The 13,943-nt window shown below is 38.7% G+C and carries 15 protein-coding genes; 10 read left to right on the plus strand and 5 right to left on the minus strand.

Annotated features, from left to right (window positions below):
• The first annotated feature begins 116 nt into the window (after positions 1–116).
• Positions 117–509 carry a helix-turn-helix domain-containing protein gene (locus EGS47_RS11170; RefSeq protein WP_171455400.1) on the plus strand — a complete coding sequence of 131 codons (393 nt, stop codon included), beginning with the start codon at positions 117–119 and terminating at the stop codon, positions 507–509.
• The gene (locus EGS47_RS11175) at positions 401–871 is read left to right on the plus strand and encodes an IS5/IS1182 family transposase (protein WP_077165880.1); all 471 of its coding nucleotides are present in this window, start codon (positions 401–403) and stop codon (positions 869–871) included. Before EGS47_RS11170 ends, EGS47_RS11175 begins: the two co-directional genes overlap by 109 nt.
• A 321-nt stretch (positions 872–1,192) precedes the next feature.
• Here the strand turns inward: EGS47_RS11175 and EGS47_RS11180 are convergent, their stop codons facing one another.
• The gene (locus EGS47_RS11180) at positions 1,193–1,456 is read right to left on the minus strand and encodes a metal/formaldehyde-sensitive transcriptional repressor (RefSeq protein WP_005002400.1); all 264 of its coding nucleotides are present in this window, start codon (positions 1,454–1,456) and stop codon (positions 1,193–1,195) included.
• A 57-nt stretch (positions 1,457–1,513) separates the two neighbouring features.
• Between EGS47_RS11180 and dmeF the strand changes: the two genes are divergently transcribed.
• A complete protein-coding gene (gene dmeF / locus EGS47_RS11185; RefSeq protein WP_005002401.1) occupies positions 1,514–2,455 on the plus strand; it encodes a CDF family Co(II)/Ni(II) efflux transporter DmeF in 942 nt (313 codons plus the stop codon).
• Between the two features lie 303 nt (positions 2,456–2,758).
• Positions 2,759–3,409, plus strand: a complete 651-nt coding sequence (locus EGS47_RS11190; protein ID WP_004994738.1) for a hypothetical protein — start codon at positions 2,759–2,761, stop codon at positions 3,407–3,409.
• A 2-nt stretch (positions 3,410–3,411) separates the two neighbouring features.
• Here the strand turns inward: EGS47_RS11190 and EGS47_RS11195 are convergent, their stop codons facing one another.
• Together EGS47_RS11195 and EGS47_RS11200 are read right to left on the minus strand one after the other, a co-directional pair.
• Complete coding sequence (locus EGS47_RS11195) at positions 3,412–4,605, minus strand: MFS transporter (protein WP_125269645.1); 1,194 nt, start codon at positions 4,603–4,605, stop codon at positions 3,412–3,414.
• A gap of 14 nt (positions 4,606–4,619) precedes the next feature.
• The gene (locus EGS47_RS11200) at positions 4,620–5,036 is read right to left on the minus strand and encodes a RidA family protein (protein WP_004992879.1); all 417 of its coding nucleotides are present in this window, start codon (positions 5,034–5,036) and stop codon (positions 4,620–4,622) included.
• 74 nt (positions 5,037–5,110) lie between these two features.
• Between EGS47_RS11200 and soxR the strand changes: the two genes are divergently transcribed.
• Positions 5,111–5,596, plus strand: a complete 486-nt coding sequence (gene soxR / locus EGS47_RS11205) for a redox-sensitive transcriptional activator SoxR (protein WP_004994734.1) — start codon at positions 5,111–5,113, stop codon at positions 5,594–5,596.
• Here soxR and EGS47_RS11210 read toward each other — a convergent pair.
• Positions 5,593–6,519, minus strand: coding sequence for a DMT family transporter (locus tag EGS47_RS11210; RefSeq protein ID WP_125269646.1), 927 nt, complete (start codon positions 6,517–6,519; stop codon positions 5,593–5,595). The genes soxR and EGS47_RS11210 overlap by 4 nt on opposite strands.
• A 239-nt stretch (positions 6,520–6,758) precedes the next feature.
• On the opposite strand from EGS47_RS11210, the gene EGS47_RS11220 reads away from it, so the two are divergent.
• From EGS47_RS11220 to EGS47_RS11240, 5 genes are all read left to right on the plus strand, one after another.
• Positions 6,759–7,886, plus strand: coding sequence for a Re/Si-specific NAD(P)(+) transhydrogenase subunit alpha (locus tag EGS47_RS11220; RefSeq protein ID WP_004992889.1), 1,128 nt, complete (start codon positions 6,759–6,761; stop codon positions 7,884–7,886).
• 11 nt (positions 7,887–7,897) lie between these two features.
• On the plus strand, positions 7,898–8,212 hold the full coding sequence (locus tag EGS47_RS11225) for a proton-translocating transhydrogenase family protein (protein ID WP_004992891.1): 315 nt from the start codon (positions 7,898–7,900) through the stop codon (positions 8,210–8,212).
• A 12-nt stretch (positions 8,213–8,224) separates the two neighbouring features.
• The gene (locus tag EGS47_RS11230; protein WP_005002409.1) at positions 8,225–9,679 is read left to right on the plus strand and encodes an NAD(P)(+) transhydrogenase (Re/Si-specific) subunit beta; all 1,455 of its coding nucleotides are present in this window, start codon (positions 8,225–8,227) and stop codon (positions 9,677–9,679) included.
• A 352-nt stretch (positions 9,680–10,031) separates the two neighbouring features.
• A complete protein-coding gene (locus EGS47_RS11235) occupies positions 10,032–10,763 on the plus strand; it encodes a Bax inhibitor-1/YccA family membrane protein (protein WP_005002411.1) in 732 nt (243 codons plus the stop codon).
• A 158-nt stretch (positions 10,764–10,921) separates the two neighbouring features.
• A complete protein-coding gene (locus EGS47_RS11240) occupies positions 10,922–11,725 on the plus strand; it encodes an enoyl-ACP reductase FabI (RefSeq protein WP_005002413.1) in 804 nt (267 codons plus the stop codon).
• Between the two features lie 459 nt (positions 11,726–12,184).
• On the opposite strand, the gene EGS47_RS11245 is transcribed toward EGS47_RS11240, so the two are convergent.
• Complete coding sequence (locus tag EGS47_RS11245; RefSeq protein ID WP_228711803.1) at positions 12,185–13,756, minus strand: sensor domain-containing diguanylate cyclase; 1,572 nt, start codon at positions 13,754–13,756, stop codon at positions 12,185–12,187.
• Between the last annotated feature and the right edge of the window lie 187 nt (positions 13,757–13,943).

Here is a 13,943-nt window from a genome sequence, read left to right on the forward strand (position 1 = left end):
CAGCAAAATTATTTAATTCAAGGGATAATCCTTGGATGAAATTCAAAGATATTCAAAAATTATCAGACGTTAAGTTTCGTAGGCTTACCGGTGTTAGTTGGGCTACATTTAACCTCATGCTGGCCGAGATAAATAAGCAGTTACCCCGTCATATTGGTAAAGGACGACCGCATAAATTACCGTTGGAAGATCGTTTGCTCTTATGTATAGAATATTGGAGAGAATATCGAACATTTTTCCATCTTGGTATGAGTTACGGTGTATCTGAAACGAGTGCAATTCGTATCACACGTGTTATTGAAGATACCTTAATCCGTTCTGGAAAATTTAACTTGCCAAAACAACTTCCTAATCGAGATGAAGTGGATTGGGAAGTTGTTGTGATTGATGCAACTGAAATATTAGTTCAACGTCCAAAAAAAAACAGAAGAAATGGTATAGCGGTAAAAAAAAGCGACATACCTTTAAATTTCAGCTATCTATGCACTATACAACAGGTGAAATACTGAGTGTATGTGGAAGTCATGGAAGCATGCATGATTTTAAAATATTTAAAAAAAGCATGAGGAAATTAAAATTTAAGCCCTTTTTTATCGTTGATAAGGGGTATTTAGGGATAAAGAAATTGGGTTTTGGATGCCTCATGCCATCTAAAGCAAAGAAAACTGAAAAACTAGATTCTGAATTAAAAAAGTTAAATAAAGAGATTGGTCGTAGACGAATTCAAGTAGAGCATGTATTTGGAAGGATGAAATGTTTTAAGATTTTATCTTGTGTATATAGAAATCGTCGTAAACGATTAAACCTGCGGTTTAATTTACTTGCTGGCATATACAATTTAGATTGGGTGAAAGATAAACTATTAAATTGATTGAAAAATGATTTATGAAGGAAGTCTATTTTTAATCTTCAAATAAAAATAAAATTATGTAGAAATTGTGAAGAGAATCATCAAGAATAAAATATCTGTTTAATCGAATTTTGAGAAGTAGAAATCATATTTAATCTAAATTGGGTAATGGTTTAAGTTATGTGTTGAAGAAATTCAAGTAAAGATCTGATTATATATTTTATAAAGTGATTTTGATTGCAATGTCTTCTAGTCAGAAAGTCAGACAAGTACTTTGAAATTTTCCAAAAACTTAAGTTTTAGTTGGAATTAGAAATCCTAACTTTTTGAAGATCAAAATTTCTAGATATATTTTTTCAATACTTCCAAAAATTTTTCGAGTTCCTGTTCATTGTATTGATTTTCCTCTAGTACGTGGTTTTTTAAATGTTGCTCTACCAATTCATTCATCAAACCATTGATCGCGCCACGGATAGCAGCCACTTGTTGTAATACATCAAGACATGAAACATCTTCATTGCTCATGGCGCTATGTACAGCATTCATTTGTCCTTGTACACGCTTAATACGATTTAAGATTTTGCGGTTGTCATGCAGATGGCTCATAGACGGACTCAAATAATTTAAATATACTCTGGGGGAGTATATTGGATTCCTAAAAAAATGACGAATAATATTTTATTAGATCAACATCATCATCAATTTGATAAAGGCAATCCATTAGCACAAAAGAAAATTCTCTGGGCGACCATCCTGACCGGTGTCATGATGATTGCTGAAATTTCTGGCGGTATGATATTTAACTCAATGGCCTTATTGGCAGATGGCTGGCATATGAGTTCCCATATGGTGGCACTTGGTTTGGCTTATCTTGCATATCGCGCGGCACGTTATTATTCAGCCGATTCCAGATTTTGTTTTGGAAGCTGGAAAATCGAAGTTTTAGCAGGTTATAGCAGTGCCATATTATTGATGGTCGTTGCGATCGTGATGGGTTTTAGTTCGATCGAAAGGTTATTCAATCCTGTAATCATTTACTATAACGACGCCATCGGAATTGCCGTGGTGGGTTTAATGGTGAATTTAGTCTGTGCCTGGTTATTACATGACGATCATTCAGATCATCACCATTCACATCATCATTCAGAACATGAACATTCTCATGGACATGATCATCAGGATTTAAACCAAAAAGCCGCTTTTATCCATGTGGTGGCGGATGCTGCCACTTCAGTACTTGCCATTATTGCATTATTCGCAGGTAAATATTTTGGATGGAATTTCTTGGATGCTGTATTAGGAATTATCGGAGCAATGCTTGTAGCAAAATGGTCATGGGGTTTGATTCGACAAACTGGAAAAATTCTTCTGGATGCTGAAATGCAAGAACCTGTTGTAGAGGAAATTAAGCAAGTCATTGAACAATTTGATAGCATGATCAAGCTGATGGATTTACATGTTTGGCAAGTGGGTAAAGGGAAGTTTGCCTGTATTTTATCATTACAAACAAGCAATCAGTTTTTAACGCCTCAAGCTATCAAACAGGCTTTATCCATTCATGAAGAAATTGTACATGCCAGTATCGAGATCAATCTTATACATTAAGATGATTTAGAACCGAGTTTTAACCCGCAAAAGTGGAAATGTAGTCAAACTATTGAATTGATCTACTATTTCATTGATTTTAAATATATTTTTAAAAATTTAAACCTTTACCCAATTTTAATTTTGTCTAGAAGAGGGGACACAGTCCATATTGAGTGGATGAGCGCAGTAAAAAATGATCTGCAATTTTTATATGACGCAGCTTCAATCTAAAATGACTCAACAGACAAAAATATTGAAACGAAGCGGAGTTTCAAGTTAAGGTGAAATTACTGACATATAATGACAATAAGCGGGATTGCCATGTTTGTTTTTGAAGAAGTTTTTAAAGAAAAGAGATTATCGCTTTCTCAAGGCTTGGATTTAAGATTGCAGCGTGCATTGAGTTGGGTAAAGCAAGCAGGTCAATTACAGCATGAACTCGAAGCAAAACTACTTTATCACTCGATCGCCCTTAATGCGCTTTATCTAAACGATATCGAATTAACCTATTCACAGCGTTTACAGCAGCTCTCATCTTTCCTGAAACGATTAGTCGATTTAGATCACGAAGCTAAGATTATGCGTAATCTCACTTCAAAATTAGATGCGACTATGCAAATATTTTTGGATAGTCCTTATTTATCGTATCATTTTTGGTTATTTCAGCATCAAAAGCTGAATGAAGCACAATGGCAAGAGCATCGATTGAATGAAAGAACTCAACTGAAAAATGCCATACATGTCGCTAACTATGCAGAAATTTTAAATTTCATTTTTGCACGTATTTCGATGTTACAGATGCAAATGAGTTTAGGTGGCTTGGTCAATCAAAGTCAGGTTTTTCGTCAATTGATCGATGCTGCTTGTCAAATATTGACCACGTTATTGCCTGTTTTTATGCATATTATGTTGGAACATACGCAAGACTTCGATGCTGATAAACAGTTTTTTCCAGTTGTTCAGTTTTCCTAAGTTCAAACAAGTTGCTTTTTTTGATGGAAATACATTCGATCAATCAGTGCAAACAATGCAGCAAGTAATGTGAGTGCTAATCCAGCGCTACAGGTCATGACCCAGCCGCCATGTCGCCATGCAAAGATTCCAATCGCTGAGCCGCTGGCTGCACCCGCAAAGTATAAGGTCATGTAAATCGCATTTAAGCGTGATTTTGCATCGGGGCGTAGATTAAAAATAATGTTCTGATTACTGGTATGAATTAGCGCTAATCCCCAGTTAATCAAACCAAAACCGATCACATAAAACATAAGTGAGACTTTGGCAAAGAAAAAAGATGTCCAACTGATGAGCAGTAATCCACAACCCGCCCAAGTCAGAATAATCGTATAACCACGATCAGCCAGTTTCCCTGCATAAGAAGTAGACAATGCACCGAAAACACCAATTAGACTGACAATACCAATCATAAAGTCTTTTAAGTGAAAGGGTGGTGAGGATAATAAAAGTGCCATAGTCGAAAATAAAGTACTCATTGAAGCAAAGGCGCAAGCACCGACCAACGCACGTAAGATCAAACGCTTTTCTTCAAATAGTAAATGACGCATAGAATTGAAAATTTGCGCATAATTTAACTGAAAACGCATCACATAAGGCAATCGACCTTTAAGTAAATAGGCGGTGAAAAACATGAATACGGCGCTAAGTAAATAAATGACCTTCCAGTGAAATAAATTGGATAATAAACCTGCCAGACTGGTGGAAAGCAGAATGCCGACCAATAAGCCACTCATTAAAAAGCCGACCACTTCCCCTATTTTTTCAGGTTTCACTGCCATAGTGGCTAACGGAATCAGTACCTGTGCAGCAACCGAAAAAAGCCCGGTCATAACTGTTCCAATCCATAACATTGGCAGGTTGATTGCAAAGCCACATAGCAATAAGCCAATGCCTGCAAGAAACATCAATAAAGGAATAAATTTGGTTTTATTGACCACATCACCTAAAGGAACAATAAACAACAAACCAAGTGCATAAGAAACCTGAGCAAAGGTTACGGTAAGTGCTGCTTGAGCTTCTGGTACGCCAAAGTCAGCCTGTATCGAGTGAATTAAAGGCTGACAATAATAATTTGCTCCTGCACACAGACCACAGGCAATTGCCATCAACCAGAGTAGAGCTTTGTTTTGGCTGATGTCAGATGTATGTTGCATTTTTGCTCTCTTATTTAATCTAAGTAGGCGGTTGCTTCAACTTCAAAAAGCATCTCAGATTTTGCAAGTTGTGAAACTGGAATGAGGGTACAGGCTGGAAATTTCTGCTCAGACCAAAATTGCTGCATAATTTCAATCAGAATATGGTGTTTTATTTCATTATGAGCAACGATCAAAACGCGTAACATGGCAATATCTTGAAGTTTTGCACCCACGCAGTCTAAAGCGATTTGTACATTACCAAAAGCTTGTCTGACTTGTTGGGCAAAATCTGCGGAAAGTTCTCCATCTGGGTTTTCACCACCTTGACCCGCAATGTGTATGATACGTCGAAACTGCTGTACTTCAACAATATGGCTATATCCGAATGGCTGTGGATTATACAATGTATCTGGATTGATGATACGAAGATGGTGAGGTGATATGAACATGGCTGATTTTCTCAACTAGATTAACGATGCCATGCTAGTATCAAAGCTCAAGTTAACTTGAGGTCAAGCGTATCATGCAAAATAATCATCTCAAGCAATTTATAAGTATTGGCGAACTGGCAAAACGCAGTGGTGTGAGTGTCGCAACTTTACGTTTCTATGAAGAAAAGCAATTGATCTGGAGTGTCCGTACCAATGGTAATCAGCGACGTTATCTCAGAGCAATGCTCAGGCGCGTGGCTATTATTAAAATTGCACAAGTGGTTGGGATCCGTTTAGAGGAAGTCAAACAAGCTTTTTCAGTGTTGCCTCAGGAGCAAATTGCCTCTAAACAGGATTGGCAAAACATGTCCAAGCTTTGGAAAGAGCAACTGGATAACAAGATTTTGACGTTATTACAATTACGGCAACAACTCGATTGGTGCATCGGTTGTGGTTGCTTGTCGATGGATCAATGTCCATTACGTAATCCAGATGATTATCTTGCTCAAGAATCGTCAGGCGCGCATTTTCAACAGGTATTGCTTGCGTTGGATCGGCTGGATCAAACAGAGGTTTAATGTTTCAGTCGATTCTTACTTAAACTGATCATCAGAACTCCAATAATATTAAGAATACATCCTAACCATTGCCATGTATTTAAATGTTCACCTAAAAAAGCAACTGCTAATAAAATGGTGAGAATCGGGCCAATGGAGGCAATCATTGCAGATTGAGATGCGCCCAAACGTTGAATACTTTGCATCAATAATACAGTAGGTAAAACTGTCACAAAGAATCCGAGCCCTAGACCGTACCACCACACACTTAGCGGTAATTGTTGTAACAGTTGGATCGGTCGCGCTGTTTCTATAAAAAAATGCAGTAGTGTTCCTGCACAGGCGACGCTCAAAGCCAGACCCGTAAAGTTCCACGAACCAAATTTTTGAATTAAAGAAGGGGTCATAAGCAAATAAGAGGCAAAAGCCACAGCACTGGCGAAAACCAGACTAACACCCAACCAAAAACCGCCCTGAATTGGTGCAATATTATACTCTTGCAGCATCACCAGAACCGTCCCTCCATAACTCAAAAAAATGGCAAACCAACTTTTTGCATTTATTTTTTGGCGATAGATCAGACTGGAGGCGAGTACAGTGAGGGTAGGATATAAAAATAAAATAATCCGCTCTAAAGAGGCACTGATATACATCAGACCTTTAAAATCCAGCCAACTGGCAAAGTAGTAGCCTAATAGCCCAGCTAAAACCAAAAGCAGCCAATCTTTCTTGGCAATGCTCTGATTATGATGCCGATTCAACCAGCAAATGATCAGGAAAAACGGTAACGCGCTTCCCATGCGTAAAGCCATCAGTACAGTTGCATCGACCAATGGTGAAATAGCATAGGTTTGTTTAATAAAGATTGCTTTGGTACTAAACAGAAATGCAGCACATAGGGCAAATAAAGAGCCGACTTGTGTTGCAGATAAAAAACGTTTCATTGAAAAGCCATGTTGGAGGGCATTGTTTGCCTCAAACTTAAGGCAAAACCGATGAATTGTATATCGGTCGAAATAAAACGTGAATCATTAGTTCAAAATATGGGTATTTATTAAATAAATAATGGGTAGCATTTTCCAAAAGTTTGCTTAAAATCCAAAAATTCAACAAGAACACACTCTGGGGGAAACATCGTTTATCACGATGTTTACACTTAAGGAAATTAGCTTGAGGAACGCTCATGCAGATCGGAATCCCAACTGAAACAGTCGCGGGTGAACATCGTGTCGCCGCGACACCTGAGACAGTAAAGAAGTTGATTGGCGCTGGCCACAACGTAGTCATTGAACGTGGGGCAGGAGTAAAAGCTGCTTATATCGACAGTGCCTATGAGCAGGTTGGTGCGACCATTCAGGATGATGCCTATCAGGGCAGCCAATTGATTTTGAAAGTTCGCGCGCCACAAAGCGACGAAATTCAAAAACTTTCAGCCAATACCACTGTTGTGGCAATGTTTGACCCATATCGTAATCCTGATTTAGATCAGTTCGCGAGTCAAAACGTGTCTGCATTTGCGTTAGAGCTATTACCGCGTACCTTATCTCGTGCCCAAAATATGGACGTTTTATCTTCTCAAGCCAACTTGGCGGGATATAAATCTGTGTTATTAGCTGCGGCTGAATATCAACGTATGTTTCCGATGCTCATGACTGCCGCGGGTACAGTAAAACCTGCGCGTGTGGTGATTATGGGCGTGGGTGTAGCAGGTCTTCAGGCCATTGCAACTGCAAAACGTCTTGGTGCTGTGGTTGAAGCGACTGATTTACGTCCAACAGCGAAAGAACAAGTAGAGTCTTTGGGTGGAAAATGGTTAGACGTACCAATGTCGCCAGAAGAACAAGCCCGTGCAGATGAAGCAGCTAAAAATGGTTACGGCTGGACACCGGGCGAACAGTACATCAAAGACCAAGCAGCAATCGTGGATAAAGCGGTTTCCAATGCTGATATCGTGATTACCACTGCACTGTTGCCGGGTCGTAATGCGCCGCGTCTCATCAAAGCTGAAACCGTCGCTAAAATGAAACCAGGTTCGGTCATTTTGGATATGGCAGTTGAAACTGGCGGAAATGTGGAAGGCTCTAAAGTCGGTGAAACGGTATTTACTGAAAATGGTGTGAAAATTTTGGGTGTTCCGAATATTCCATCGACACTTTCGACCGAAGCTTCTGCACTTTATGCACGTAATGTTTTTAACTTTGTTGAGACATTATTTGATGCCGACAAGAATTTCTCAATTAATCCAGAAGAAGAAATTCAAAAAGCCCTATTGGTCACTCATGGCGGTCAAGTACTGCTGAAACGTGGTTAAGGAGATCTCTCATGGTTGAAACGATTACAATTTTCGTCCTTGCCATCTTCGTAGGTTATTACGTGGTTTGGGGCGTGACACCTGCATTGCATACGCCACTTATGGCAGTAACCAATGCCTTATCTTCGATCATTATCGTAGGTGCGATGATTCAGACGGTGGGTCTGCCAATGATTGGGGTTGAGGGAAATGTGGATTTCCAATCTATTAATGTCGTGAGTGTGCTTGGCGCAATTGCCGTGTTCTTGGCCAGTATTAACATTTTTGGTGGTTTCGCAGTGACTGCGCGCATGCTGGAAATGTTTAAGCCGAAGCAGAAGAAATAAGAGGACTGAAACATGGAATTTATTCGAGACAATGCGGGTTGGTTCTACCTGATTGGTGCAGTTCTTTTTATTTTGACGTTGCGTGGCTTGTCTAGCCCCAAAACAGCGATCTCAGGTAACCGTTACGGTATGGTCGGTATGGCCATTGCTGTATTGACCACGTTTTTTGTGGCTGATCATCCTGTAGTCTGGATGATTGTAGGGGCAATGGTATTGGGTGCAGTGGTTGGTATTAGCCGTGCACGTACCGTTCCTATGACCCAAATGCCTGAAACGGTTGCTTTAATGCACTCTTTAGTCGGTTTGGCTGCGGTTCTAATTGCGATTGCTGCAATTTTACACAACAATCAACTGACTGCATTATTTGCACAAAATGAAGCGGCGTTAACTGCTGCGGGTGTTCAACATGCCCACATGAGTAAAGTACATTTATTCGAATTGTTTGTCGGTTGTTTCGTTGGTGCGATTACCTTTACTGCTTCTGTATTTGCCTATGGTAAATTGGCAGCCAAGAAATGGGCGAAAACCATTTCTGGTTCATGGGTAAAACCTGTTCAAGCCTTGATTTTTATTGCAATGTTGGCGTGTGGGATTTATTTCTTTACGACAGGCAACATGGCTGCATTCTGGTCAATGACCATTCTTGCACTAGCGTTTGGTTGGGTGTGGATTGCCCCTGTCGGTGGCGGTGATATGCCAGTTGTGGTGTCACTGTTAAACTCATTCTCAGGCTGGGCTGCTGCGGGTATTGGTTTCACGCTTGAAAACAATATGTTGATTGTAGCGGGTTCATTGGTGGGTTCATCAGGTGCAATTCTGTCTTACATCATGTGTAAAGCGATGAACCGTAGTATCATCAATGTATTGTTTGGTGGTGCAATGGGCGGCGCTGCGGTTGCAAGTGCTGCTAAAGGCGAACAAGTTCAACGTAACTATCGCTCAGGTTCAGCAGACGATGCAGGCTTCCTGATGTCAAATGCGGATAGCGTGGTGATTGTACCGGGTTATGGTATGGCTCAGGGCCGTGCACAAAATGCAGTGAAAGAGTTGTGTGAAATCCTGAAAGAACAAGGTGTAAAAGTTCGTTTTGCGATTCACCCTGTTGCAGGTCGTATGCCGGGTCACATGAACGTACTTTTGGCAGAAGCTGATGTTGCTTATGAAGATATTTTGGAAATGGACGAGATCAACTCAGACTTTCCAGCGACTGATGTTGTATTGGTGATCGGTGCCAATGACGTAGTCAACCCTGCTGCAAAAGATGACCCAAGCTCTCCAATTTATGGTATGCCAATTTTGGAAGCACATAAAGCACGTACGATTATGGTGATCAAGCGTTCTATGGCAACGGGTTATGCAGGTCTGGACAATGACTTGTTCTATAACGAAAAAACCATGATGGTGTTTGGTGATGCCAAGAAAGTGGTAGAGGATATGACGAAAGCTGTGAATGGTGGTGGTCACTAATCTGACTCGATATTAAAAAACCACCTTCGGGTGGTTTTTTTATGCTTTAGCTGATCAATAACAAGGATATGGTTACGAAGATTGCTTCAATCATCAATATTCATCTTCAGATATCGGTTAATCTGCTTTTTATTTTATTCGACTTCTTTCATTCTTGTTTTAAACTCTTTTTATATTTCTAATTTTCTGTGTTTCACAATCTTGTTTAGACAAAGCCATAAAGATGCTAATACTAAATCTAATCTTTTTAGACTAAATGTTGTTACAAAAACAAATTTTTGTGACATTGGTTTTTTATAAAACACCCTTACAATGTTTATATGATTAATTTTATTAAAACAACGAGATAAGTATGCAAAGTAATAACCCTATTCTAACTCGGGTTGAAACCTACAGCGATGTGGGACATTCCATGACGGTTGCTGGTGCAGTACAGAAATCGATTGCTTTAACATTGGTTGCTGCCATTACAGGTTTGGCTGTATTTTTTTATTGTGCTTTTAGCTTGAATTTTGCATTGGCTTCTGCTGCAACGTGGGTAGGGACAATCGGTGGTTTGATTCTTGCGTTAGTTGCAACCTTTAAACCGAACACTGCCCAGACTTTGGCGATTCCTTATGCTTTATTTGAGGGCGCATTTTTAGGTGGGATTTCGTTTATGTTTCAGGCGAAATTTCCAGGTGCACCTTTACAGGCGTTATTGGCCACTTTTGTGACGACTTTGGTGATGTTTGGTTTATATAAATTCCAAATTATTCGCGCTACTGAAAAATTTAAAGCTGTGGTCATGTCTGCCACCATTGCAATTGCGATTGTATTTTTGGTGCAACTGGTGATGAGACTAGCATTTGCATCAAGTGTACCGTACATCTTTGAAAGTAATTGGTTAGGGATAGGTTTTGCGGCATTTGTTGCTGTGATTGCCTCGCTTAATCTGATTCTGGATTTTGATTTAATTGAATCTGCGGCTGCGCAGCATGCACCTAAAGCGTTTGAGTGGGTGTGTGGGATTGCATTATTGTCAACCTTAGTCTGGATGTATATTTCATTCTTGCGTTTGATTGGCATTTTGTCGAATGACTAAAAAGTTCATTGCTTTACCAGTCCGTAAAAAAATCGCTTCGAAATGAGAGATTTTTTTATACAGTTTTCTTATGAAAAGGTAAAAAAGATGCATTATGCAATTTCGCAAATGCCAGAAGCTTGGCATTATGCATATAAATTTTTTCAAGTGAGTTACCCATGGCACAAGGATTATTAACTGGTAAACGTTTTTTGATTGCTGGTATTGCAAGCAAATTATCAATTGCTTTTGGTATTGCACAAGCATTGCATCGTGAAGGCGCTGAACTAGCATTTACCTATCCAAATGAAAAATTAAAAAAACGTGTTGATGAGTTTGCTGCGCAATTTGGTTCATCATTAGTCTTTCCTTGTGATGTTGCTGTGGATGCTGAAATTGACAATGCTTTTGTAGAGTTGGCAAAACACTGGGATGGTCTGGATGGGGTGGTGCATTCAATTGGTTTTGCCCCAGCACATACATTAGATGGTGACTTTACCGACGTAACTGATCGTGATGGTTTTCGTATAGCCCATGACATCAGTGCTTATAGCTTCGTGGCGATGGCACGTGCCGCAAAGCCTTTGTTACAAGTGCGTCAAGGCTGTTTATTGACTTTGACTTATCAAGGTTCTGAGCGTGTGATGCCAAATTATAATGTTATGGGGATGGCAAAGGCTTCACTTGAAGCAGGTGTGCGTTATTTAGCATCAAGTTTGGGTGCGGATGGTATTCGTGTCAATGCGATTTCAGCAGGACCAATTCGTACTTTGGCGGCATCAGGGATTAAATCATTCCGTAAGATGTTAGATGCCAATGAAAAAATTTCGCCACTAAAACGTAATGTGACCATTGAAGAAGTGGGCAATGCTGCATTATTCCTGTGTTCACCATGGGCTTCAGGGATCACAGGTGAAATTATGTATGTAGATGCTGGCTTTAATACGGTTGGTATGAGTGCATCGATGATGGATGATGAGTAAAAACAAAACCCTTATTCGATAAAAAAATGATGCTGCGGCATCATTTTTTATTTATCAAATAAATTTGACTTAAAACTATCTTAGCAACATGCCATCTACAACAATGCCATGCCAGCGAATTAACTGTAATGCGCCGTAGCATCATAACCGTATTTTGATACACCCCCTTACAACACCGACCTGAAACTCATCCACAGCGAGCAAAAGTGGTGGGAACAAAGGATCATGTCATTCATGTGGAAACATAGGGGCGAATTAAAATTTGCTTTTGTTTACTCCAAATTGAAAAGCCTATGACATCAGATAAAATGTACCAAAATGTCAGTGGAAGTTTCATTTTTCACGCTTCAATCCTATGCTAATAATTGACTCTATTTTGAATAGACTTCTTTCATAAGTCCCTTTTATTTCTACCTGTGGGAGAAAAATAAAGAGGGTTTAAACCATCATGAAAGCAGTCTAATATTTAACACGATTACGACCTTGAGCTTTTGCTTCATATAATTTTTCATCTGCCACTCTAAAAACACGTTTAATATCCTTGGAAGAGTTTGGCCAATAGGCAAGACCAATGGAAATAGTCACTTTCCCGACTTCTGGAATCACTGTATTTTCAATTGCCTCTCGAATACGTTCAGCAATAATAAGACCAGTAGAAGAATCTATCGCTGGTGCTAAAATAATGAACTCCTCGCCACCAATACGACAACATGCATCGATATCTCGTGAATTCTCCTTAATTTTTTCTGCGATAATTTTTAAGACGACATCACCATTTTCATGCCCATAAACATCGTTCACTTTTTTAAAATGATCAATATCAAGTGCAATCACAAAAAAATGTGTTTCAGATTTAATAAACTCATCTAAAAATAATTCCATACCACGACGATTATAAAAACCGGTAAGTGGATCGGTATTGACGTAAAAATTTAACTCAGAAATCTTTTGTTTGAATTGTTGAGAACTTAATAATAAGGACAATTTAAATTTGAGCACTTCATAATACCAAGGATCAATTTCCTTAATTTTATGTTCTGTTGTGGTCGCATTTAAATGGCTTGCCATCTTGGCGAGTTGAGCCAATGGTGCTGAAATTAAATAAGAAATTCGCCATACAATAAAAAAGATAAACACATAAAAAAACAGCATACCAGCAATAATTTTTACAATAATTGAAGATGCTTGTGCTAAAAGCTCACGCGTGGGCTGTTGAGAAATAACAATCCATTGAGTTGTTGGAATAGATGCAAATCCAGCCAAATTATCTTCACCTGAACCATCTTTGATCTGAATCTTGCCATTTTTTTCTTTCAGCATGGTACTGAGTTCACTATTTTGTGTGTCTAAAGTACCAATCCGTTTTTCATCAGGATGGAAAATAATATGCTGATTACTATCAATGACATACATGTAACTCTTTTTATAACCATATTTCATGGTTAGCAGTTCATTCAAAATATTGTCTTTTTTGAGATAAATCGCAGCGCCAATAAACCCTAGATATTGATGATTTTGATCAAAAATAGGTTGAGATAAAAATACAATTAAATTCTTTGTAATAGATGAATAAGGCGGTGTGACCACCGTTGACTGATTTTTGAGTGACATTTCAAAGCCAAGCGTGTGATTTACCACCTTCTTATTGAGTTTTAATTGTTCAGGGGCAAAACTTCGAATGTTCCCATTACGATCAGACACAATCACACTATTAAAATAATCAGACTGAAATTTCAACCGATCGACTTCCGCTTGCATGACTTGTTCATTGTCAAAGGATTGACCCAAGAGTTTGGCACTATAGTCCAACTCTTTGAGCATCATTTTGAAATGACTATTAGTTCCTTTGGCAATCTTGGATGCATATTCCATATTGACTGAAAGGGAGTTGTTAATGAGTTGATTTTTTTGAATATAGTAACTTACTAATAATGAAATAATAAACAGACTAATCACGCTAAAAATAGCCAGAAGCAGAATTAACTTTCTTAGATTGAGTTGTAATGAGTGAATTAATTGTTTGAAAATCATGGAATAAAAAAATATCTGACTTTGCATTGTATAGTATATTTTTTGAATGATTTAATCGAATTAAATATTAAAAAAATGGGGTATTTATTCTTGGAATAACCCTACAATTAAAAGCAGTGAGTTATCATAAGCTTAAGATTATTTTACTTTTATCATTGATTTTTTGGTAAAAATTTGCTAAATGTAA

The sequence above is a fragment of the Acinetobacter sp. FDAARGOS_515 genome, assembly GCF_003938865.1.
GTDB lineage: Bacteria > Pseudomonadota > Gammaproteobacteria > Pseudomonadales > Moraxellaceae > Acinetobacter > Acinetobacter ursingii.

What these genes read in the sequence shown, in the direction of transcription:
- EGS47_RS11170 (WP_171455400.1), top strand. Translation starts at nt 117, where the DNA reads ATGCTGGCCGAGATAAATAAGCAGTTACCCCGTCATATTGGTAAAGGA.
- EGS47_RS11180 (WP_005002400.1), bottom strand. Translation starts at nt 1,456, where the DNA reads ATGAGCCATCTGCATGACAACCGCAAAATCTTAAATCGTATTAAGCGT.
- dmeF (WP_005002401.1), top strand. Translation starts at nt 1,514, where the DNA reads ATGACGAATAATATTTTATTAGATCAACATCATCATCAATTTGATAAA.
- EGS47_RS11190 (WP_004994738.1), top strand. Translation starts at nt 2,759, where the DNA reads ATGTTTGTTTTTGAAGAAGTTTTTAAAGAAAAGAGATTATCGCTTTCT.
- EGS47_RS11195 (WP_125269645.1), bottom strand. Translation starts at nt 4,605, where the DNA reads ATGCAACATACATCTGACATCAGCCAAAACAAAGCTCTACTCTGGTTG.
- EGS47_RS11200 (WP_004992879.1), bottom strand. Translation starts at nt 5,036, where the DNA reads ATGTTCATATCACCTCACCATCTTCGTATCATCAATCCAGATACATTG.
- soxR (WP_004994734.1), top strand. Translation starts at nt 5,111, where the DNA reads ATGCAAAATAATCATCTCAAGCAATTTATAAGTATTGGCGAACTGGCA.
- EGS47_RS11210 (WP_125269646.1), bottom strand. Translation starts at nt 6,519, where the DNA reads ATGAAACGTTTTTTATCTGCAACACAAGTCGGCTCTTTATTTGCCCTA.
- EGS47_RS11220 (WP_004992889.1), top strand. Translation starts at nt 6,759, where the DNA reads ATGCAGATCGGAATCCCAACTGAAACAGTCGCGGGTGAACATCGTGTC.
- EGS47_RS11225 (WP_004992891.1), top strand. Translation starts at nt 7,898, where the DNA reads ATGGTTGAAACGATTACAATTTTCGTCCTTGCCATCTTCGTAGGTTAT.
- EGS47_RS11230 (WP_005002409.1), top strand. Translation starts at nt 8,225, where the DNA reads ATGGAATTTATTCGAGACAATGCGGGTTGGTTCTACCTGATTGGTGCA.
- EGS47_RS11235 (WP_005002411.1), top strand. Translation starts at nt 10,032, where the DNA reads ATGCAAAGTAATAACCCTATTCTAACTCGGGTTGAAACCTACAGCGAT.
- EGS47_RS11240 (WP_005002413.1), top strand. Translation starts at nt 10,922, where the DNA reads ATGGCACAAGGATTATTAACTGGTAAACGTTTTTTGATTGCTGGTATT.
- EGS47_RS11245 (WP_228711803.1), bottom strand. Translation starts at nt 13,756, where the DNA reads ATGATTTTCAAACAATTAATTCACTCATTACAACTCAATCTAAGAAAG.